21 protein-coding genes and 1 pseudogene are annotated in these 20,665 nt (G+C 68.4%); 11 read left to right on the top strand and 11 right to left on the bottom strand.

The window, feature by feature from the left end; all coding sequences use genetic code 11:
* Positions 1 to 6 precede the first annotated feature (6 nt).
* The 3 genes from queG (at position 7) to xerD (ending at position 2,724) form a co-directional block, all read left to right on the top strand.
* A complete protein-coding gene (queG, locus tag CFB46_RS00860) occupies positions 7 to 1,242 on the top strand; it encodes a tRNA epoxyqueuosine(34) reductase QueG (protein WP_089499114.1) in 1,236 nt (411 codons plus the stop codon).
* Positions 1,243 to 1,306: 64 nt separating this feature from the next.
* Positions 1,307 to 1,777, top strand: a complete 471-nt coding sequence (locus tag CFB46_RS00855) for a methylated-DNA--[protein]-cysteine S-methyltransferase (protein ID WP_006496476.1) — start codon at positions 1,307 to 1,309, stop codon at positions 1,775 to 1,777.
* On the top strand, positions 1,774 to 2,724 hold the full coding sequence (xerD, locus tag CFB46_RS00850) for a site-specific tyrosine recombinase XerD (RefSeq protein WP_027785245.1): 951 nt from the start codon (positions 1,774 to 1,776) through the stop codon (positions 2,722 to 2,724). Before CFB46_RS00855 ends, xerD begins: the two co-directional genes overlap by 4 nt.
* 64 nt (positions 2,725 to 2,788) lie before the next feature.
* Here xerD and CFB46_RS00845 read toward each other — a convergent pair whose 3' ends face one another.
* Positions 2,789 to 4,351: a class I adenylate-forming enzyme family protein gene (locus CFB46_RS00845; protein ID WP_089499113.1), complete on the bottom strand. Its 1,563-nt coding sequence runs from the start codon at positions 4,349 to 4,351 to the stop codon at positions 2,789 to 2,791.
* Between the two features lie 255 nt (positions 4,352 to 4,606).
* Between CFB46_RS00845 and ybaK the strand changes: the two genes are divergently transcribed.
* The gene (ybaK, locus tag CFB46_RS00840) at positions 4,607 to 5,098 is read left to right on the top strand and encodes a Cys-tRNA(Pro) deacylase (RefSeq protein ID WP_089499112.1); all 492 of its coding nucleotides are present in this window, start codon (positions 4,607 to 4,609) and stop codon (positions 5,096 to 5,098) included.
* A gap of 116 nt (positions 5,099 to 5,214) precedes the next feature.
* Positions 5,215 to 5,853 (top strand): glycerol-3-phosphate 1-O-acyltransferase PlsY, encoded by a 639-nt coding sequence (gene plsY / locus CFB46_RS00835; RefSeq protein ID WP_027785242.1) that lies wholly within the window; start codon positions 5,215 to 5,217, stop codon positions 5,851 to 5,853.
* Between the two features lie 80 nt (positions 5,854 to 5,933).
* Here the strand turns inward: plsY and CFB46_RS00830 are convergent, their stop codons facing one another.
* Positions 5,934 to 6,419: a YajQ family cyclic di-GMP-binding protein gene (locus tag CFB46_RS00830; RefSeq protein WP_006482217.1), complete on the bottom strand. Its 486-nt coding sequence runs from the start codon at positions 6,417 to 6,419 to the stop codon at positions 5,934 to 5,936.
* Positions 6,420 to 6,555: 136 nt separating this feature from the next.
* Here CFB46_RS00830 and murB point away from each other — a divergent pair, with 136 nt between their 5' ends.
* Positions 6,556 to 7,605, top strand: coding sequence for a UDP-N-acetylmuramate dehydrogenase (gene murB / locus CFB46_RS00825; RefSeq protein WP_089499111.1), 1,050 nt, complete (start codon positions 6,556 to 6,558; stop codon positions 7,603 to 7,605).
* A gap of 86 nt (positions 7,606 to 7,691) precedes the next feature.
* On the opposite strand, the gene argF is transcribed toward murB, so the two are convergent.
* Entirely contained in the window at positions 7,692 to 8,621 is a 930-nt protein-coding gene (argF, locus tag CFB46_RS00820) for an ornithine carbamoyltransferase (protein WP_027785240.1), read from the bottom strand.
* A 412-nt stretch (positions 8,622 to 9,033) separates the two neighbouring features.
* Between argF and CFB46_RS00815 the strand changes: the two genes are divergently transcribed.
* On the top strand, positions 9,034 to 9,354 hold the full coding sequence (locus CFB46_RS00815) for a DUF3579 domain-containing protein (protein WP_011546046.1): 321 nt from the start codon (positions 9,034 to 9,036) through the stop codon (positions 9,352 to 9,354).
* Between the two features lie 156 nt (positions 9,355 to 9,510).
* On the opposite strand, the gene rpsT is transcribed toward CFB46_RS00815, so the two are convergent.
* Complete coding sequence (rpsT, locus tag CFB46_RS00810; protein WP_011352994.1) at positions 9,511 to 9,783, bottom strand: 30S ribosomal protein S20; 273 nt, start codon at positions 9,781 to 9,783, stop codon at positions 9,511 to 9,513.
* 302 nt (positions 9,784 to 10,085) lie between these two features.
* Between rpsT and murJ the strand changes: the two genes are divergently transcribed.
* Positions 10,086 to 11,636 carry a murein biosynthesis integral membrane protein MurJ gene (gene murJ, locus CFB46_RS00805; RefSeq protein WP_027785239.1) on the top strand — a complete coding sequence of 517 codons (1,551 nt, stop codon included), beginning with the start codon at positions 10,086 to 10,088 and terminating at the stop codon, positions 11,634 to 11,636.
* An 8-nt stretch (positions 11,637 to 11,644) separates the two neighbouring features.
* Positions 11,645 to 12,487 carry a SirB1 family protein gene (locus tag CFB46_RS00800; protein WP_027785238.1) on the top strand — a complete coding sequence of 281 codons (843 nt, stop codon included), beginning with the start codon at positions 11,645 to 11,647 and terminating at the stop codon, positions 12,485 to 12,487.
* Positions 12,488 to 12,563: 76 nt separating this feature from the next.
* Here CFB46_RS00800 and CFB46_RS00795 read toward each other — a convergent pair.
* From CFB46_RS00795 to lpxK, 5 genes and pseudogenes are all read right to left on the bottom strand, one after another.
* Positions 12,564 to 12,761, bottom strand: a pseudogene (locus tag CFB46_RS00795) (3-hydroxyacyl-CoA dehydrogenase); the annotation flags it as partial.
* A 70-nt stretch (positions 12,762 to 12,831) separates the two neighbouring features.
* Entirely contained in the window at positions 12,832 to 13,494 is a 663-nt protein-coding gene (gene adk, locus CFB46_RS00790) for an adenylate kinase (RefSeq protein WP_027785236.1), read from the bottom strand.
* 208 nt (positions 13,495 to 13,702) lie between these two features.
* Positions 13,703 to 14,494 (bottom strand): 3-deoxy-manno-octulosonate cytidylyltransferase, encoded by a 792-nt coding sequence (gene kdsB / locus CFB46_RS00785; protein ID WP_011546043.1) that lies wholly within the window; start codon positions 14,492 to 14,494, stop codon positions 13,703 to 13,705.
* A 124-nt stretch (positions 14,495 to 14,618) separates the two neighbouring features.
* A complete protein-coding gene (locus CFB46_RS00780; protein ID WP_006482216.1) occupies positions 14,619 to 14,813 on the bottom strand; it encodes a Trm112 family protein in 195 nt (64 codons plus the stop codon).
* Positions 14,794 to 15,822: a tetraacyldisaccharide 4'-kinase gene (lpxK, locus tag CFB46_RS00775; RefSeq protein ID WP_089499110.1), complete on the bottom strand. Its 1,029-nt coding sequence runs from the start codon at positions 15,820 to 15,822 to the stop codon at positions 14,794 to 14,796. The genes CFB46_RS00780 and lpxK overlap by 20 nt, the downstream gene beginning before the upstream one ends.
* A gap of 450 nt (positions 15,823 to 16,272) precedes the next feature.
* Between lpxK and xseA the strand changes: the two genes are divergently transcribed.
* The gene (xseA, locus tag CFB46_RS00770) at positions 16,273 to 17,655 is read left to right on the top strand and encodes an exodeoxyribonuclease VII large subunit (RefSeq protein WP_089499109.1); all 1,383 of its coding nucleotides are present in this window, start codon (positions 16,273 to 16,275) and stop codon (positions 17,653 to 17,655) included.
* 230 nt (positions 17,656 to 17,885) lie between these two features.
* Positions 17,886 to 18,464 carry a superoxide dismutase [Fe] gene (sodB, locus tag CFB46_RS00765; RefSeq protein ID WP_027785232.1) on the top strand — a complete coding sequence of 193 codons (579 nt, stop codon included), beginning with the start codon at positions 17,886 to 17,888 and terminating at the stop codon, positions 18,462 to 18,464.
* 105 nt (positions 18,465 to 18,569) lie between these two features.
* Here the strand turns inward: sodB and chrA are convergent, their stop codons facing one another.
* Together chrA and CFB46_RS00755 are read right to left on the bottom strand one after the other, a co-directional pair.
* Positions 18,570 to 19,781, bottom strand: a complete 1,212-nt coding sequence (chrA, locus tag CFB46_RS00760) for a chromate efflux transporter (RefSeq protein WP_089499108.1) — start codon at positions 19,779 to 19,781, stop codon at positions 18,570 to 18,572.
* 108 nt (positions 19,782 to 19,889) lie between these two features.
* Complete coding sequence (locus tag CFB46_RS00755; RefSeq protein ID WP_027785230.1) at positions 19,890 to 20,597, bottom strand: Crp/Fnr family transcriptional regulator; 708 nt, start codon at positions 20,595 to 20,597, stop codon at positions 19,890 to 19,892.
* Positions 20,598 to 20,665: the final 68 nt, after the last annotated feature.

Below are 20,665 nucleotides of genomic sequence, written 5' to 3'. Positions count from 1 at the left end.
AGTGCGATGAACCGACTACCGGAACGCGCCGCATCCGACAGGCCTTCGACTCGTGACGAAGGCGCGGCGCCGTGCGCGCTCGACGATGCGGCGTTGACTGCGCTCGCCGCTCGCATCAGGGCGTGGGGGCGCGAATTGGGTTTCGGGGCGATCGGCATCAGCGATACCGATCTCTCGGATGCCGAAGCGGGCCTCGCCGCCTGGCTGGAAGCCGGTTACCACGGCGAAATGGATTATATGGCGAAACATGGGATGAAACGCGCGCGGCCGGCCGAACTTGTGGCCGGTACGCGACGCGTGATCTCCGTGCGGCTCGCCTATTTGCCGGCCCAAACGCTCGCCGACGGTGCGCCCGGTAGCGAGCCCGGCGCGCTCGTCCCGCACGACTGGCGCGCGCGCGAACGGGCGCGGCTCGACGATCCGCAGGCGGCCGTCGTGTCGATCTATGCGCGCGGCCGCGACTATCACAAGGTGCTGCGCAACCGGCTGCAGACGCTCGCGGAGCGCATCGAGCACGAGATCGGCGGGTTCGGCTACCGCGTGTTCACCGATTCGGCGCCCGTGCTCGAGGTCGAGCTCGCGCAGAAGGCCGGCGTCGGCTGGCGCGGCAAGCATACGTTGCTGCTGCAGCGCGATGCCGGCTCGCTGTTCTTCCTCGGCGAAATCTACGTCGACGTTGCGCTGCCGACCGACGCGCACACGTCGCCCGACACCGCGCCCGAGACGCCCGGCGCGCACTGCGGCAGTTGCACGCGCTGCATCGACGCATGTCCGACCGGCGCGATCGTCGAGCCGTACCGCGTCGACGCGCGCCGCTGCATCTCGTACCTGACGATCGAATTGAAAGGCAGCATCCCCGAACCGCTGCGGCCGATGATCGGCAATCGCGTGTACGGCTGCGACGACTGCCAGCTCGTGTGCCCGTGGAACAAGTTCGCGCAGGCCGCGCCCGTCGCCGATTTCGACGTGCGGCACGGCCTCGATCGCGCGACGCTCGTCGAGCTGTTCGCGTGGGACGCCGACGCGTTCGATACGCGGATGCAGGGCAGCGCGATCCGGCGCATCGGCTACGAAAGCTGGCTGCGCAATCTCGCGGTCGGGCTCGGCAATGCGCTGCGCGCCGGCGCGGACCGGCTCGCGCCGCCCGCGCGCGACGCGATCGTCGCCGCGCTGCGCGCGCGGGCCGACGATCCGTCGCCGGTCGTGCGCGAGCATGTCGAATGGGCGCTGCGAGCCGCGTGAAGGCGGCGTAAAGTGTCGTCGGCGCGCGGCAGGGCCGCGCGCATTCCTCGGTCAGGAGAAGGCAATGTTCAACGCAGTGATCGACGCGCCGTTCGGCAAGGTCGGCATCCGCACGGATGCCGCGGTGGTGCGCGAGATCGTCTATCTGCCCGAATCGATGAAGTCGGTCGATCCGGATTCGGCGCTCGCGAAGCGCGCGGTCAAGCAGATCGAACGTTATTTCGAGCGCGCGTCCGCACGCTTCGATCTGCCGCTCGCCGACGTCGGCAGCGCATTCCAGCACCGCGTGTGGGACGTGATCAGCGACATCCCGCCCGGTACGGTGCTGACCTACGGCCAGGTCGCGAAGCGGATCGGCAGCGCGCCGCGCGCGGTCGGCCAGGCGTGCGGCGCGAATTACTTTCCGCTCGTGATTCCGTGCCATCGCGTCGTCGCGGCGGGCGGGCTCGGCGGGTTCGCGAACCATGACGACAATGGCTATTACCAGCAAGTGAAGCGCTGGCTGCTGACGCACGAGGGCGTGCCGTACCGATGAGCGAACCACTGATTTCCCCCGAAAACGACGGCGATGCCGTCGCGGCATCGCCCGCGCTGCTCGCGAGCCGCGCGTCGATCGACGTGTTCTGCGATGCGCTGTGGCTCGAACACGGGCTCGCGCGCAACACGCTCGATGCGTACCGGCGCGACCTGGCGCTGTTTTCCCAATGGCTGGCCGCGACGCACGACGCGCCGCTCGACGCGGCCGACGAGGCGATGGTGACGGGCTACATCGCGGCGCGCAGCGACGGCAAGGCGACGTCGTCGAACCGGCGACTGTCCGTGTTCCGCCGCTATTACGGCTGGGCCGTGCGCGAGCATCGCGCAAACGCCGACCCGACGCTGCGGATCACGTCCGCGAAACAGGCGGCCCGGTTCCCGTCGACGCTGTCCGAGGCGCAGGTCGAGGCGCTGCTCGGCGCGCCCGACATCGGCACGCCGCTCGGCCTGCGCGATCGCACGATGCTCGAGCTGATGTATGCGAGCGGGCTGCGCGTGAGCGAGCTCGTCACGCTGAAGACGGTAGAGGTCGGCCTCAACGAAGGCGTCGTGCGCGTGATGGGCAAGGGTTCGAAGGAGCGGCTCGTGCCGTTCGGCGAAGTCGCGCACGGCTGGATCGAACGCTACCTGCGCGATGCGCGGCCGGCGCTGCTCGGCGCGCGCGCGGCCGACGCACTGTTCGTGACCGCACGCGGCGACGGGATGACCCGCCAGCAGTTCTGGAACATCATCAAGCGTCACGCGCAGCAGGCCGACGTGCGCGCGCACCTGTCGCCGCACACGCTGCGGCACGCGTTCGCGACGCACCTGCTGAACCACGGCGCCGACCTGCGCGTCGTGCAGTTGCTGCTCGGCCACAGCGACATCTCGACCACGCAGATCTATACGCACGTCGCGCGCGAACGGCTCAAGACGCTGCACGCGCAGCATCACCCGCGCGGCTGACGCGCGACGCGTGCATGCGGCGCGGCGCGGGCGCCGATGCGGGAGCCGGCGCGCGGCGCCCGCGTCAGACCAGCTCGCGCAGCCGGTGCTTGAGCACCTTGCCGGTCGACGCGGCCGGCAGTGCAGCGAGCACGCGGATATGCGCAGGGCGTTTGTAAGCCGCGAGCCGATCCGCGCACCATGCATGCAATGCCGCCTCGTCCGCCGTCGCGCCCGGCAGCAGCTCGACGAACGCGAGCACTTCCTCGTTGCCTTCGATCGCGCGGCCGATCACGGCCGCCTGCACGACGTCCGGATGCGCGTTCAGCACCTGTTCGACCTCGACCGGATACACGTTGAAGCCCGAGCGGATGATCAGCTCCTTGCTGCGGCCCGCGATCGTCACCGCGCCGTCCGCTTCCTGCCGCGCGAGATCGCCGGTGCTCAGCCAGCCGTCCGGCGACACGGCCGCGCGCGTCGCGTCCGCGTTGCGGTAGTAGCCGAGCATCACGTTCGGCCCGCGCACGCGGATCTCGCCGACTTCGCCCGGCGGCACGTCGGTGCCGTCCGGCGCGACGATCCGCATGTCGACGCCCGGAATCGGCACGCCGACCGAACTGTCCGTGCGCGGCGCATCGAGCGGCGTCTGCGTGATCGTCGGGCTGCTTTCGGTCATGCCGTAGCCGTTGTGCAGCGGCACGCCGTACAGGCGCTCGACGCGGGCCTTCAGGCCCGCATCGAGCGGCGAGCCGCCCGAATACGCGAAGCGCAGCCGCGGCGCGCGCCAGGCGTGGCCATGCGTGTGAAGGTGTTCGAGCAGCTTCGCGTGCATCGCGGGCACGCCCTGGAAGATCGTGACGCCTTCGTCGGCGAGCGCGACGCGGACGGCTTCCGGCGAGAAGCGCGGCGCGAGCCGCAGCGTCGCGCCCGCATACAGGCTGCCCAGGCACACCGACGCGAGGCCGTACACGTGGGACACGGGCAGCACCGTGTAGACGACGTCGTCGGGCGACACGCGGCGCAGCGTGCTCGACGTCGCCGCGATGAACAGCAGGTTGCGGTGCGACAGCATCACGCCTTTCGGCGTACCGGTCGTGCCCGTCGTGTAGATCAGCGCCGCGCATTGCCCGGCGCCGTCGGCGGCCACCGGTTCGGCGGGCGCGCTCGCATCGACCCGATACGACCACGCGCCGATGTCGACCGGCAGCGCACCGGCGGGCGTGGCGCCGAGCCGCTCGGCATGGGCGCGCGCCTCGGGCGAGACGTCCGTCGTGAACGCGATCAGCTTCGGGCGCGCATGCGCGGCGATCGCGTCGAGCTCGGCGGCCGACAGCCGCGCGTTCGATACGAGCGCCCAGGCGTCGATGCGGGCGGCCGCGAACAGCAGCACGATCTGCGCGATGCAGTTTTCCGCGACGATCATCACGCGGTCGCCGCCTTGCACGCCGAGGCTCGCCAACTGCGCTGCCGCCGCCTCGATGGCGCGCGCCAGCTCGCCGTACGACACGCGGCGCGCATCTTCGATCAGTGCCGGATGCGCGGGCGACTGCACGGCCCGATGGGCGGGCACGTCGGCGATGCGACGCGGCAGCGCGGCGAGCAGCGCATCGACGTCGAGCGATTCGGATGAACGGAGGGGCGAGGACATGGCGTCTCCAGAAGAGGGGCCGGCGGTGGCCGACGATATTGGCGAACGATCGTGCCATGACGGCGCGCGCGCCACAATCGGCCAATCGGGCAATAGCGCTTCGCGGTGTCCGCAACGATGATGAACGCAATCGTCGTCGCGATGCGGCGGGCCACCCGGCCGCAAGACGGGCCGCGAGTATACCGCCGGCGCGGGCGCGCCATTGCGCGCCCGCCGATCGTTCGCCATTGGATCGTTCGCCATTAAAATGCCGCCATGAGCAAATCCAGACACGTGTCCGAAACCCCCGCGACCCAACTGCTGCGCCGTCATGGCGTCGCATTCGGCGAGCATCCGTACGAATACGTCGAGCATGGCGGCACCGGCGAATCGGCGCGCCAGCTCGGCGTCGACGAGCATGGCGTCGTGAAGACGCTCGTGATGGAAGACGAACACGCGAAGCCGCTGATCGTGCTGATGCATGGCGATCGCACCGTGTCGACGAAGAATCTCGCGCGGCAGATCGGCGCGAAGCGCGTCGAGCCATGCAAGCCCGAGGTCGCGAACCGCCATTCGGGCTATCTCGTCGGCGGCACGTCACCGTTCGGCACACGCAAGGCGATGCCCGTCTACGTCGAGGCGACGATCCTCGAATTGCCGACGATCTACGTCAACGGCGGCCGGCGCGGCTACCTCGTCAGCCTCGCGCCGGCGGTGCTCACGTCGCTGCTCGGCGCGCAGCCCGTGCAGTGCGCGAGCGTCGACTGAGGGTTTCACCTTCGTGGCAGTCCGCGCCCGTTCGGTAGAATGGGCGCCGTTTCGGCTTGCCGGCTTGCCGTGCACCGCCGTCCCTTTCCCGATACGTTGAAAGAAGAGTTCCCCGCATGCAGATCCTGCTCGCCGCCCTCGTTGCCTACCTGATCGGTTCGGTGTCGTTCGCCGTCGTCGTCAGCGCCACGATGGGCCTGGCCGACCCGCGTTCGTACGGGTCGAAGAATCCCGGCGCGACCAACGTGCTGCGCAGCGGCAACAAGAAGGCCGCGATCCTGACGCTCGTCGGCGATGCGTTCAAGGGCTGGATCGCCGTCTGGCTCGCCCGGCACTTCGGGCTACCCGACGTCGCGGTCGCGTGGGTCGCGATCGCCGTGTTCCTCGGCCATCTGTACCCGGTGTTCTTCCGCTTCCAGGGCGGCAAGGGTGTCGCGACAGCGGCCGGCGTGCTGCTCGCCGTGCATCCGGTGCTCGGGCTCGCGACCGCGCTGACCTGGCTGATCGTCGCGTTCTTCTTCCGCTATTCGTCGCTCGCGGCGCTGGTGGCGGCCGTATTCGCGCCGGTGTTCGACGTGTTCCTGTTCGGCACCGGCCATAACCCGGTCGCATGGGCCGTGCTCGCGATGAGCGTGCTGCTCGTGTGGCGTCACCGCGGCAACATCTCGAAGCTGCTCGCGGGGCAGGAGAGCCGGATCGGCGACAAGAAGAAGGCGGCCGCGGACGGCGGCGCGCAGGACGGCGGCAAAGCCTGAGAAGGCGCGGCGCTTGCCGCGCGCCGGACGCGCCGCGCATGCGGGGCCCGGCCGGAAGACGCGACTTGGCCGGCGGCCGATCAGTCGCGGAAGTTGTTGAAGTCGAGCGGCGTGTCGGTCACGTCCTTGCGCAGCATCGCGATCGTGCTCTGCAGATCGTCGCGCTTCGTGCCCGATATGCGCACCGCGTCGCCCTGGATGCTCGCCTGCACCTTGATCTTGCTGTCCTTCACGAGGCGCACGATCTTCTTCGCGAGGTCGCCCGTCACGCCTTTCTTCACGGTGACGATCTGCTTGACCTTGTCGCCGCCGATCTTCTCGACCTTGCCGTAGTCGAGGAAGCGCACGTCGACGTTGCGCTTGGCCAGCTTGCCGATCAGCACGTCCTTGACCTGGCCGAGCTTGAAATCGTCGTCGGCGAACAGCGTCAGCTCGCGTTCCTTCTGCTCGACGCGTGCGTCGGAGCCCTTGAAGTCGAAGCGCGTCGAAATTTCCTTGTTCGACTGCTCGATGGCGTTCTTCACTTCGATCATGTTCGCTTCGGAAACGACGTCGAACGATGGCATGGCATTCTCCCTTGAGATGCGGGCACCCGGCTCGCGCGCGGGCACTCGCTATAATTGCGGACTGTTTGCCATTTTACCGATGCCCCTCCGTTTGCCCAAGGCCGGCCATGCGCCGCCCGGGCCGACGTGACCGCGAATGCCGATGCCTCCTGACGATTCCGCCCTGTCGCTGCTTCCCGACCATCCGCTCGCCGCGCACAACACGTTCGGCATTGCCGCGCGCGCGCGCTTCGCCGCACGCGTCACGCAGGCGGCCCAGTTCGAGGCGCTGCATCGCGACCCGCGGGTCGCGAACCTGCCGCGGCTCGTGCTCGGCGGCGGCAGCAATATCGTGTTCACGCGCGATTTCGACGGGGTCGTGCTGCTCGACGAGATCGCGGGCCACCGCGTCGTGCGCGAGGACGACGAGGCGTGGTACGTCGAGGCCGGCGGCGGCGAGAACTGGCACGCGTTCGTCGCGTGGACGCTCGAGCACGGGATGCCGGGCCTCGAGAATCTCGCGCTGATCCCGGGCACCGTCGGCGCCGCGCCGATCCAGAACATCGGCGCGTACGGCCTCGAGATGAAGGTGTATTTCGATTCGCTGGTCGCGGTCGAGCTGGCGACGGGGCGCCGCGAGCGTTTCGATGCCGCGCGCTGCGCGTTCGGCTATCGCGACAGTTTCTTCAAGCGGGAAGGGCGCGGCCGGTTCGCGATCGTCGCGGTGACGTTCCGGCTGCCGAAGCGATGGGCGCCGCGGCTCGGCTACGCGGACGTTACGCGCGAGCTCGACGCGCGCGGCATCGCGCCCGATGCGGCGACGCCGCGCGACGTGTTCGATGCGGTCGTCGCGATCCGCCGCGCGAAGCTGCCCGATCCGCTGGTGCTCGGCAATGCGGGCAGTTTCTTCAAGAATCCGGTGATCGATGCCGCGCAGTTCGATGCGCTGCGCGCCCGCGCGCCGGATGTCGTGTCGTATCCGCAGCCGGACGGGCACGTGAAGCTCGCGGCCGGCTGGCTGATCGACCGCTGCGGCTGGAAGGGGCGCGCACTCGGGGCGGCGGCCGTGCACGATCGCCAGGCGCTCGTGCTCGTCAATCGCGGCGGCGCGACCGGCGCCGACGTGCTTGCGCTGGCGCGGGCGATCCAGACCGACGTGCGCGCGCGGTTCGGCGTCGAGCTGGAGGCGGAACCGGTCTGCCTGTAACGCCGCGCGCGCCGGTTTTGGCGCGTCCAAGCGAAAAGCGCCGATCGTCGACCGGCGCTTTTTTTACGCGTGTGTGTCGCGGCGCGTCAGTGCTTGAGGCGGCCGAGCAGCAGGAACTCCATCAGCGCCTTCTGCACGTGCAGGCGGTTTTCCGCTTCGTCCCACACGACGCTCTGCGGGCCGTCGATCACGCCGGCCGTCACTTCCTCGCCGCGGTGCGCGGGCAGGCAGTGCATGAAGAGGGCATCCGGATTCGCATGGCCCATCATTTCCTCGTCGACGCACCAGTCGGCGAATGCCTGCTTGCGCGCCTCGTTCTCGGCCTCGAAACCCATGCTCGTCCACACGTCGGTCGTCACGAGATCGGCGCCCTTGCACGCTTCGTTCGGATCGTCGAACACCTCGTAGAACGGCGCGCTGTCGGGCGACACGAGCTTCATGTCGAGCGCATAGCCGGGCGGCGTCGACAGGCGCAGCTTGAAGCCGAGGATCTGCGCGGCTTCGATCCACGTGTACAGCATGTTGTTCGCGTCGCCGACCCACGCGACGGTCTTGCCGGCGATCGGGCCGCGGTGTTCGTAGTACGTGAAGATGTCGGCGAGCACCTGGCACGGGTGGTAGTCGTTGGTCAGGCCGTTAATCACCGGCACGCGGGAGTTCTGCGCGAAGCGTGTGATCACGTCCTGCTCGAACGTGCGGATCATGATGATGTCGACCATTCGCGAGATGACCTGCGCGGAATCCTCGACGGGTTCGCCGCGGCCGAGTTGCGTATCGCGCGTGCTCATGAAGACGGCGTGGCCGCCGAGCTGGAAGATTCCGGCCTCGAACGACAGGCGCGTGCGCGTCGAGCTCTTCTCGAAGATCATCGCGAGCGTGCGGTCGTGCAGCGGGTGATAGGTCTCGTAGTTCTTGAACTTGCGCTTCAGGATACCCGTGCGTTCGAGCACGTACTCGTAGTCTTCCAGCGAGAAATCCTTGAACTGCAGGTAGTGACGAATGGTTTTGGCGGTCATGAAACGAAATACGGCGGGTCTCACCCGGCAGCGAGGCCGGACGGCGCCGCCGTCGGGTGTGGATAACTCAAAGCAGCATAAAGGATTTTCCGTGCTTTGACGAGCCGTGGCGCGACGCGGAGCGGGATCGTCGCGCGCGACCGGCGGTGCCGGAAAGGGGGCGTCGGGACGACGCGCGATGGCGCGCTGCGGTATAATTCAAAAGTTTTCTTCAGCCCGGCAAGCAAGGCTTTTCGCGCTCTGCCGGACACAAGCCGTGCGCTGCACAAATCCGGTGCAGCCCACCGGCGGCGCGCATCGACGCCCCGTTTTCGGGATATCGATCGGCTCGTGCCGCCGACCCTCCAGCTTTGTGTTCGCGTACCCAGGCGCCGTTGCCTGGGCATCGCCGGGCCGTCACTTGGGTAACCACATGGCTGAAACCCCTCCGACCGAATTTTTCATCCAGGGCATCACGAAAGACGGGAAAAAGTTTCGCCCGAGCGACTGGTCGGAACGTCTGGCCGGTGTGATGGCCTGCTTCGGGCCGGGGGCGAGCGGGCCGAATGCGCGTCTCAAGTATTCGCTGTACGTGCGCCCGACGATGCTCGGCGACCTGAAATGCGTGATCCTCGATTCGCGGTTGCGCGACATCGAACCGATGGCTTTCGATTTCGTGCTGAATTTCGCCAAGGACAACAACCTCGTCGTGACCGAGGCGTGCGAGCTGCCGGACTACAACACGAAGAAGTAAGTCATGCCGACGGGCGAGGGCGCGTGCCGCACCGGCCCGGGCACATGCCGCCACCGCGCGTGATACGCAGGCGACAGGCAACAAAAAAACCCGCGTAAGCGGGTTTTTTTGCGATCGCAGGAAACAGGAGCGCCCGCGCGAGCGGGCGCACCAGATTTACGCTGCTGCCTGCAGGCCCTTGACGGCTGCGGCCAGGCGGCTCTTGCTGCGAGCGGCCTTGTTCTTGTGAACGATCTTCTTGTCGGCGATCGTATCGATCGTCTTCACGGCAGCCTTGAACAGATCGGCAGCCTTGGCTTGGTCGCCGGCGTCGACAGCCTTGCGAACAGCCTTGATCGCGGTACGGAATTTCGAGCGCAGCGCCGAGTTGTGCGAATTTGCCTTCGCGGCTTGGCGGGCGCGCTTGCGTGCTTGTGCGGAGTTAGCCATGACGGTTCCTTATCCTGTCCTGTTTCCAGAGCTTGGAGCCTAGACGGCCAAGCGCTGCTTTTCGATCCGTCCCCTGAGAGCGATTGCCCAGGGGCGCATAAAAAACGGTGATTTTACCGGAGCCGACACATGGAAACGTCAGGCGCAACGCATGTGGCAAGCCCAGAAACGGCGGATTATAGCAACAAAATCAAGCGCGTGGCAAGTTTGGCGTCATCACGGCATGCCGGGCCGGTGCGGCGGGTGCGCTTTTCGGCATCCGGCCATGCCGTGCCGCGCAACGTCCGTATAATAAGCGCCCCATGAATCTATTCCGAGCCCTGCTGACGGTCAGCGGCTTCACGCTGCTGTCGCGCGTGACCGGACTGGCCCGCGAGACGCTGATCGCCCGTGCGTTCGGCGCCAGTCAATACACCGACGCGTTCTACGTCGCCTTCCGTATCCCGAACCTGCTGCGCCGCCTGTCCGCCGAAGGCGCGTTCTCGCAGGCGTTCGTGCCGATCCTCGCCGAGTTCAAGAACCAGCAGGGGCACGATGCGACGAAGGCGCTCGTCGACGCGATGTCCACCGTGCTCGCGTGGGCGCTGGCCGTGCTGTCGGTCATCGGCATCGCCGGCGCGTCGTGGGTCGTGTTCGCGGTCGCCTCCGGCCTGCACAGCGACGGCCAGGCGTTCCCGCTCGCGGTCACGATGACGCGGATCATGTTCCCGTACATCGTGTTCATTTCGCTGACCACGCTCGCCTCGGGCGTGCTGAACACGTACAAGAGCTTCTCGCTGCCCGCGTTCGCGCCGGTGCTGCTCAACGTCGCGTTCATCGGCGCGGCCGTGTTCGTCGCGCCGCACCTGAAGGTGCCGGTCTATGCGCTCGCGTGGGCCGTCATCGTCGGCGGCGTGCTGCAGTTTCTCGTGCAGCTGCCGGGCCTGAAGAAGATCGACATGGTGCCGCTGATCGGCCTCAACCCGCTGCGCGCGCTGCGTCATCCGGGCGTGAAGCGCGTGCTCGCGAAGATGGTGCCCGCGACGTTCGCGGTGTCCGTCGCGCAATTGTCGCTGATCATCAACACCAACATCGCGTCGCGGCTCGGGCAGGGCGCCGTGTCGTGGATCAATTACGCCGACCGCCTGATGGAATTCCCGACGGCGCTGCTCGGCGTCGCGCTCGGCACGATCCTGCTGCCGAGCCTGTCGAAGGCGCACGTCGACGCCGATTCGCACGAATATTCGGCGCTGCTCGACTGGGGGCTGCGCGTCACGTTCCTGCTCGCGGCGCCGAGCGCGCTCGCGCTGTTTTTCTTCGCGACGCCGCTCACCGCGACGCTGTTCAACTACGGCAAGTTCGACGCGCATACCGTCACGATGGTCGCGCGCGCGCTCGCCACCTACGGGATCGGCCTCGTCGGCATCATCCTGATCAAGATCCTCGCGCCGGGCTTCTATGCGAAGCAGGACATCAAGACGCCCGTGAAGATCGCGATCGGCGTGCTGATCGTCACGCAGCTCTCGAACTACGTGTTCGTGCCGCTGATCGGCCACGCGGGCCTCACGCTGAGCATCGGCGTCGGCGCGTGCCTGAACTCGCTGCTGCTGTTCCTCGGGCTGCGCAAGCGCGGCATTTACCAGCCTTCGCCGGGCTGGCTGCGCTTCTTCGTGCAGCTCGTCGGCGCGGCGCTCGTGCTCGCGGGCCTGATGCACTGGTGCGCGATCAGTTTCGACTGGACCGGGATGCGCGCGCAGCCGCTGGATCGCATTGCGCTGATGGCTGCGTGCCTCGTGCTGTTTGCTGCACTATATTTCGGTATGTTGTGGGTGATGGGCTTCAAATACGCTTACTTCAGAAGGCGCGCCAAGTGACGACCGCAATGACCCGCGTCCTCGACTACTTCAGCACGCTCGTGGCGGACGACGACAGTCTGCCCGTCACGGAAGCCGCGCTGTCGCTGGCGCAGGACGCGTATCCCGACCTCGACCTGCAGGGCACGCTGGCCGAACTCGACATGCTGGCGGCGCGGCTGCGCCGGCGGCTCGCCGACGATACGGACCTCAAGGGCCGCGTCGCCGCGCTGAACGACTTCTTTTTCCGCGAGCTCGGCTTCGCATGCAATCACAACGATTACTACGACCCCGATAACAGCCACCTGAACGCCGTGCTGAAACGGCGGCGCGGGATCCCGATCTCGCTGTCGGTGCTGTACCTGGAGCTCGCCGAGCAGATCGGCGTGCCGGCGCGCGGCGTCTCGTTCCCCGGCCATTTCCTGCTGCGCGTGACGCTGCCGGACGGCGACCTGATCATCGATCCGACCAACGGCCATTCGCTGTCCGAAGCCGAGATGGTCGAGATGCTCGAGCCGTACGTCGCGCGTGCTGCCGGTGCGGTCGACAGCGCGTTGCGCGCGTTGCTGCAGCCCGCGACGAGCCGCGAGATCATCGCGCGGATGCTGCGCAACCTGAAGACGGTCTATCTGCAGACGGAACGCTGGCAGCGGCTGCTCGCGGTGCAGCAGCGGCTCGTGATCCTGTTGCCCGAGCAGCTCGACGAAGTGCGCGACCGCGGCTTCGCGTATGCGCGGCTCGACTACCTGCGTCCCGCGCTCGAGGATCTCGAGCAGTATCTCGGCGAGCGGCCGGAGGCGGAAGACGCGACCGTCGTCGAGTCGCAGGTCAGCGAATTGCGGCAGCGGATGCAGCGCGACGGCGAGGATTGAGTCGCCCGCGCGCCGGTGCCGGTACACGGAAAAAACGCACGCCCGCATCGCGGGCGTTTTTCTTGCGCGCGTGCCGTTACTTCGACTGCATCCGGATCGCGCCGTCGAGCATCGGATTCTCGACGATCTGGCGCACCAGCATCGCGTATTCGGCCGGCTTGCCGAGCCGCGGCGGGAACGGCACCATCGCGCTGAGCGCGTCCGGGGGCACGCCGAGCAGCATCGGCGTCTCGAACAGGCCGGGCGCGACCGTCATCACGCGGACACGCGCACGGCCGTGCCAATCGCGGCAGGCGAAAAAAAACCGCCCGGAGCGGGCGGCTTGCGGGGGCGCGACGTGCTGCTTACTTCAGTGCGCCAAACGCGCGCTCGCGGATTTCGTCGACGCTGCCGAGGCCCGAGATCTTGCGATACTGCGGCGCCTTCAGGCCGTTTTCCTCGCCGCGCTGCGCCCAGTCGCCGTAGTACGTGATCAGCGGCTTGGTCTGCGCTTCGTACACCTCGAGACGCTTTTTGACGGTTTCTTCCTTGTCGTCGTCGCGCTGGATCAGCGGTTCGCCCGTCACGTCGTCGTGGCCTTCGACCTTCGGCGGGTTGAACTTGACGTGGTACGTGCGCCCCGATGCCGGGTGCGTGCGGCGGCCGCTCATGCGTTCGATGATTTCCGAGAACGGGACGTCGATCTCGAGCACGTAGTCGATCGCGACGCCGGCTTCCTTCATCGCGTCAGCCTGCGCGATCGTGCGCGGGAAGCCGTCGAACAGATAGCCGTTCGCGCAATCGGATTCCTTCAGGCGTTCCTTGACGAGGCCGATGATCAGCGCATCCGGCACGAGCTTGCCGGCGTCCATGTAGCCCTTCGCCTCGACGCCGAGCGGCGTGCCGGCCTTCACGGCCGCGCGCAGCATGTCGCCCGTCGAGATTTGCGGGATGCCGAATTTTTCCTTGATGAAGTTTGCCTGGGTGCCCTTTCCCGCGCCGGGCGCGCCCAACAGGATCAAACGCATGGTGATATCTCCAAGTATGTAGATTCGTGAGGCGAGACATAAAGGCGTCGGCGACGGCGGGCGCGGGGCTTGCCCGGCGCGAGGCGGACCGGTCTGATGCGGCGCGTCGGCGAGGGCGACGCGCGGCTGCCGGCAGGGCCACGGGCGGGGTCAAGCGAGGACGCGCTGGTCGCGGACGGCTCGCACAATCGCCTGATTATGCCACGGGTTATTTTGAACCCGGCTGAAAAAGGGCCTGCACGCGCGCGAGATCGGCCGGCGTGTCGATGCCGGCTTCGGGCGCGGACTCGGTGATCAGCACCGCGATGCGCTCGCCGTGCCACAGCGCGCGCAGCTGTTCGAGCTGCTCGGCCTGTTCGATCGGCGCCTGCGCGAGCGACGGATAGGTGCGCAGGAAACGCGCGCGATACGCATAGAGGCCGATGTGCCGGTAGACCGGGAAAGCCGGTGCAGGCATGGCCGCGACGTCCGGCCAGTGCGGCTGGTACGCGTCGCGGCTCCACGGAATCGGCGCGCGCGAGAAGTACAGCGCGACGCTCTGCGCGTCGAGCGCGACCTTCACGACGTTCGGATTGAACACGTCGGCCGCGTCGTGGATCGGGTGAGCCGCGGTCGCGATCGCGCATGCCGGATGCGCGGCCAGGTGCGACGCTACGTCGCGCACGAGCACGGGGTCGATCAGCGGCTCGTCGCCCTGTACGTTGACGACGACGGTATCGTCGCGCCAGCCGAAGGCAGCCGCGACTTCCGCGAGCCGATCGGTGCCGGACGGATGATCGGCGCGGGTGAGCACCGCTTCGAAGCCGTGATCGCGCGCCGCGTCGAGCACGCTTTGCGCGTCGGAGGCGACGAGCACCTGCTGCGCGCCCGCCTCGCGCGCGCGCTCGGCGACACGCACGACCATCGGCTTGCCGCCGAGATCGGCGAGCGGCTTGTTCGGGAGCCGCGTCGACGCGAGCCGGGCGGGAATGACGGCGATGAAGGGTGGCGGGTGAGTCATCGGGGAGTGCTGAGAAGGACGGGGCGGGCGACGCCGGAAGCCGGTCGCCCGGCGGAGTGCGGCGACCCGGCCGGGGCCGGGCCGTCGGTGTCGAATCGGTGCGCCGGGCGAGCGGCGCGGCGGTTCAGCGGCCGGCCGGGTCGACCGGCGTGCCTTCGACGGTCTGGCGCGCTTCGTCGACGAGCATCACGGGGATGCCGTCGCGGATCGGGTAGGCGAGCTTGTCCGCGTTGCAGATCAGCTCCTGCGCGGCACGGTCGTAGTGGAGCGGGCCTTTGCAGATAGGGCACACAATGATTTCAAGCAGGCGAGCGTCCACGGAGTTTCTCCACAACGAGGGCAATGAGGCGAGGGTCGAGCGCGGCTTCGACGGGGACAACCCACAGTCGGGCGTCGCGCCAGGAAGCGCCCAATTTTACTGCATCCTTCTCGGTGATCAGGATCGCATCGACGGCGTCGTCGACGAACGGATTGTCGGCGAACGCGTAATGGTCGGGCAGCGCGCGGGTCGCCGGCGCGAGGCCGGCCGCGCGCAGCGTCGCGAAGAAGCGTTCCGGCGCGCCGATGCCGGCCGCGGCGAGCACACGTTCGTTCGCGAATTGCGACAGCGGGCGGCGCAGCGCGGGCTGATCGAGATGCCACGCGGCGCCCGGCGTCAGCGCGAGCGCATAGGTGTCGGGCCACGGCGGCAGCGCGCCGCTGTACGGATCGTTGACGAGCGTGGCGTCGCGGTGCCGCGACAGCGGCTCGCGCAGCGGGCCGGCCGGCAGCAGGAAGCCGTTGCCGCCGAGCCGGTGGTCGAATACGACGAGTTCGACGGTACGCGCGAGACGGTAATGCTGCAGGCCGTCGTCGCTGACGATCACGTCGACGTCCGGATGCGCGGCGCGTAGCGCCTGCGCGGCCGCGACGCGGTCCGGGCACACCCACACGGGCGCGCCGGTGCGGCGCGCGATCAGCAGCGGTTCGTCGCCGGCCGCGTCCGCCCGCGACGCCGGCGTGACGGCGGTCGGCGCCTTCACGTTCGCGCCATAGCCGCGCGACACGACGCCGGGCGTGAAGCCGGCCGCGCGCAGCGCGTCGACGAGCGCGATCACGGTCGGCGTCTTGCCGGTGCCGCCCACGGTCACGTTGCCGACCACGACCACCGGCACGCCGACGTCGACCGGCTGCTTCCAGCCTTGCGCGTAAGCGGTGCGGCGCAGCGCCGCGCACAGGCCGAACACGCATGCGAACGGCGTGAGCGCCCACGCGAGCGCGCCGCGCCGCTGCCATTCGCGTGTCAGGCGCGCTTCGAGTCGCGCGAGCGGGCCGCCGGGCGCGCTCATCGGGCCGGGCGCGGCGCGTGGTGCGCCGCGGCGAGGGACGGATTCGTCAAGGCGGATTCTCCGTTGGGCGGCGCATGCCGCAGGGTCCGTGGAAGGCGGCACTCTAGCGCGCCGCACGCCGGCGCGGCAAGCGCGACCGGCCGCCGCCGCTCGCGGGGCCGGATCGGGGCGACCTGTGGATAACTCTGTGAAAAACTCCCCGGTCGATTGCCTCAAACGCCCGCCCGGCGGGCATCGAATCGGATGAGAATCGTTTCGAAAGGTTTAAAAAATTATAAAAATCAATACGTTACGGAGAATTGTCTGGTGTTTTTTGCGGTTTCGGACCGTTTTACGCGGACGAATGTCAGCATGTGGACACCTTTGCGTGCGCGGCGGCGAATGCGGCGGCGCTGGACGCGGCTCGCGTGTCGGACTATCGTGACGCCGCCAGCATTCATCCGACCGCCCATGCTTTCCGATTCCCCTTTTTCCGCACCCGGCGCCACGCGCGGCGGCGACGAAGTGATTCCCGTTTCGGCGCTCAATCGTGCGATTTCGACGATGCTCGAGCGTTCGTTCCCGCTGCTGTGGATTTCCGGCGAAGTGTCGAATTTCACGCGCGCCGCGAGCGGCCACTGGTATTTCTCGATCAAGGACCAGCAGGCGCAGATGCGCTGCGTGATGTTCCGCGGTCGCGCGCAATACGCCGAATTCACGCCGCGCGAAGGCGACCGCATCGAGGTGCGCGCGGTCGTCACGATGTACGAGCCGCGCGGCGAAGTGCAGCTCAACGTCGAAGCAGTGCGGCGCACCGGGCAGGGGCGCCTGTACGAGGCGTTCCTGCGGCTGAAGGCGCAGCTCGAAGGCGAGGGCCTGTTCGCCGCCGAGCGCAAGCGGCCGTTGCCGGCCCACCCGCGCGCGATCGGCATCGTCACGTCGCTGCAGGCCGCCGCGCTGCGCGACGTGCTGACCACGCTCGCCCGGCGCGCGCCGCACATTCCGGTGATCGTCTATCCGGCCCCCGTGCAGGGCGCCGGTTCCGCCGAAAAGCTCGTCGCGGCCGTCGCGACCGCGAATGCGCGGCGCGAGGTCGACGTGCTGCTGGTCTGTCGCGGCGGCGGCTCGATCGAGGATTTGTGGTCGTTCAACGACGAGGCGCTGGCGCGCGCCATCGCGGCGAGCGAACTGCCGGTCGTGAGCGGCGTCGGGCACGAAACCGACTTCACGATCGCGGATTTCGCGGCCGACCTGCGCGCGCCGACGCCGACGGGCGCGGCCGAACTCGCGAGCCCGCAGCGTGCACTGCTGCTGCGCGAGGTCGACGACCGCCAGCGGGCGCTCGCGCGCTGCATGGCGCGCCGGCTCGAACAGCGTGCGCAGCAGCTCGACTGGCTCGCACGCCGGCTCGTGAGCCCGGCCGAGCGGCTGCAGCGGCAGCGCACGCACGTCGAGCAGCTCGCGGTGCGGCTGGCGTCGGCGGCGTCGCGGCCGGTGCGCGATGCGCGAGCCCGTTTCGCGCTCGCGCAGCTGCGCTGGCAGCGCGCGCGGCCCGATCCGTCACAGGCGCGCCACGCGCTCGCGGGGCTGTCGCAACGTCTCGCGAGCGCATTGCAGCGCCGTCATGAACGCGACACGGCACGTGTGTCAGCCTGTGCGGCACGGCTCGAGGTGCTGAGCCCGCAGCGCACGCTCGAGCGCGGCTATGCGGCGCTGATCGATGCGCAGACGGGCCGCGCGGTGCGCGCGCCGAACGCGCTGAAGCCGCAGCGGCGCCTGACCGTGCATCTCGCCGAAGGCTCGGCCGACGTATCGCTCGCCGACGTGCAGCCGCGGCTGACCGATACGATCTGACGTAAGCGGCGCGAGCGACACGCGAGGAACGTCGCAATGCGCGCAGCGTGGCCGGGCACGAATGCTGCGCATCGTCGGGTTCGTCCTGCCGGACGTTGCGCCAGCATCGCTTTTCCGCATACCGCGGATAAATGGCCCGTGAGTTTGCGGGGTTATTCGTCCTCGCCTACAATCGGACGCTCGGCAGCATTCAACACAAGCCCCCCTACATACTCAACGAAGGAATCGCCATGGCTCATACGCTCCCGCCGCTCCCGTACGCCGAAGACGCACTCGCGCCGACCATCTCGGCCGAGACGATCCAGTACCACTACGGCAAGCACCATCAGGCTTATGTGACGAACCTGAACAATCTGATCCCGGGCACGGAATTCGAAAACCTGCCGCTGGAAGAGATCGTGAAGAAGTCGTCGGGCGGCATCTTCAACAACGCCGCGCAAATCTGGAACCACACGTTCTTCTGGAACAGCCTGTCGCCGAACGGCGGCGGCGCACCGACGGGCGCGCTGGGCGATGCGATCAACGCGAAGTGGGGTTCGTACGACGCATTCAAGGAAGCGTTCACGAAGGCCGCGGTCGGCACGTTCGGTTCGGGCTGGGCATGGCTCGTGAAGAAGGCCGACGGTTCGCTCGACATCGTGTCGACGAGCAACGCCGCCACGCCGCTGACGACCGCCGACAAGGCACTGCTGACGATCGACGTGTGGGAACACGCGTACTACATCGACTACCGCAACGCACGTCCGAAGTTCGTCGAAGCGTTCTGGAACATCGTGAACTGGGACTTCGCAGCGAAGAACTTCGCGTAAGTCCGGCGCCTGCGCGCCGCCACGGCGCGCGCGGCATCGAAAAAAAGCCCTCGTTTCCGAGGGCTTTTTGTTTTTGCGCCGCCCGAACGAGCCGCGTTCGCCGGATCAGCCCACCATGCCGAGCAGCCAGCCGAGCGCCGCGCTCGCGATCACGACTGCCCACGGCGGCACGCGCCAGAACATCAGCGCGACGAAGGCGACCAGTGCGGCGGCCAGGTCGCGCGGCGCGACGATCGTATCGGTCCAGACCGGGTGATAGAGCGCGGCGAGCAGCAGCCCGACGACGGCCGCGTTCACGCCGGCGAGCGCGGCCTGCATCCGCGTGCTGCGGCGCAGGCGTTCCCAGAACGGTGCGGTGCCGGCGACGAGCAGGAACGACGGCGCGAAGATCGACACGAGTGCGATCGTGCCGCCGAGCCAGCCGTTCGGCGCATCGCGCAGCGACGCTCCGAGGAATGCGGAGAACGTGAACAGCGGCCCCGGTACGGCCTGCGCGACCCCATACCCGGCGAGAAACGCCGAATCGCCGACCCAGCCGGGTGCGACCACCGCCGCCTGCAGCAGCGGCAGCACGACATGGCCGCCGCCGAACACGAGCGCACCGGTGCGGAAGAACGCATCGACGACGGCGAGCGTATCGGAACGCAGCGCGCGGGCCGCGAACGGCAGGGCGACGAGCAGTGCCGCGAACACCGCGAGCCACAGCACGCCTGCCCGCGGCGACACGTGCAGCGGCAACGGTTCATGCGCGTCGCGCGCCGGTTGCGGCAGCAGCACGAGACCGGCCGCTGCGGCCACGACGATCACCGCGACCTGCGTCCAGGCGGCCGGCGCGAGCAGCGCGACGCACGCGGCCGCGGCCATCAGCGTGACGCGCCGCGCATCCGGGCACAGCGTGCGCGCCATGCCCCATACGGCCTGCGCGATCACCGCGACCGACACGATGCGCAGCCCGTGCAGTGCGCCGGCTTCGATCGGCGCGCCCGTAGCATGCACGCCGAGTGCGAACAGCATCATCAGCAGCGCCGACGGCAGCGTGAAACCGAGCCACGCGGCGAACATGCCGGCATAGCCGGCACGCGCGAGACCGATCGCCATCCCGACCTGACTGCTCGCCGGCCCCGGCAGGAACTGGCACAGCCCGACGAGATCCGCATAAGTGCGCTCGGTGAGCCAGCCGCGCCGCGTGACGAATTCCGCGCGAAAGTAGCCGAGATGCGCGACCGGCCCCCCGAACGACGTGAGGCCGAGCCGCAGGAACGCGATGAATACGGGCCACGGGTGACGGGCGGGGGCGGGGAGGGTCGACGTGTTCAAGGGGCGGTGCGCGCGACGGATGGAACGAGCCGCCACGATAGCGCATCGCGGCGGCCGCGGGCAGCGCGTCGCGGTTGATAAAGACCGATGGCGGCCGTTATGCGGCGTTCAGTGCGTGCCGTCGCCGAGCCCGCTCGCGCGGCGCAACGCGTCGATGTCCACGAGTTCGATCTCGCCGACGTGCAGCCGCACGACGCCGTCGGCCTGCAGCGCCTTCAGCAACTGGTTGGTGGTCTGCCGCGTCAGCGACAGCATCGACGCGAGCGTTTCCTGCGACAGCCGGACGTGCGTGCGCCCGGCGCTGATGCCGCCGTAGCCTTCGGCGATCATCAGCAGTCGCGCGGCGAGCCGCTGCGCGGCCGGCATCACGCTCATCGACTCGACGGTCAGGAAACTCAGGCGCAGCTTTTGCGCCATCAGCAGCGCGAACTGCCGCCAGTATTGCGGCGTCGTATCGAGGATCGCGAGCAGCGCGGCCTGCGGTACGTGCAGCAGCAGCGCGTCGTCGAGTGCAATGGCGTCGTGCGTGCGCGGCTGGCCGTCGAACAACGCGATCTCGCCGAACCACGTGACGGGTTCGGCCACCGTCAGCAGCGCTTCCTTGCCCTGCGGATCGACCGCACCTATCGTGAGTGAACCGGCCAGTACCGCGTACAGCCCGCACGGCGGGTCGCCGCGCCGGAACAGCGCGTGGCCGGACGGCAGACGGCGCAGCGTCGCGCGGGCGATCAGCTCCGCGCGCAGCGCGGGCGGCAGCGCGGCGAACCACGGGTTCGCTTCGATCTGCGGCAGGTACGGGGCGAGCGAGGAAGGCATGGGCACGCGATGTCGGGTAGCTGACAGAGGTTCTCGGGCGTGACGCGCATCATAGCGCTCAATAACCG

The organism is Burkholderia sp. HI2761, from assembly GCF_002223355.1.
Lineage (GTDB): Bacteria > Pseudomonadota > Gammaproteobacteria > Burkholderiales > Burkholderiaceae > Burkholderia.
This window is presented reverse-complemented; position numbering and strand designations above follow the sequence as displayed.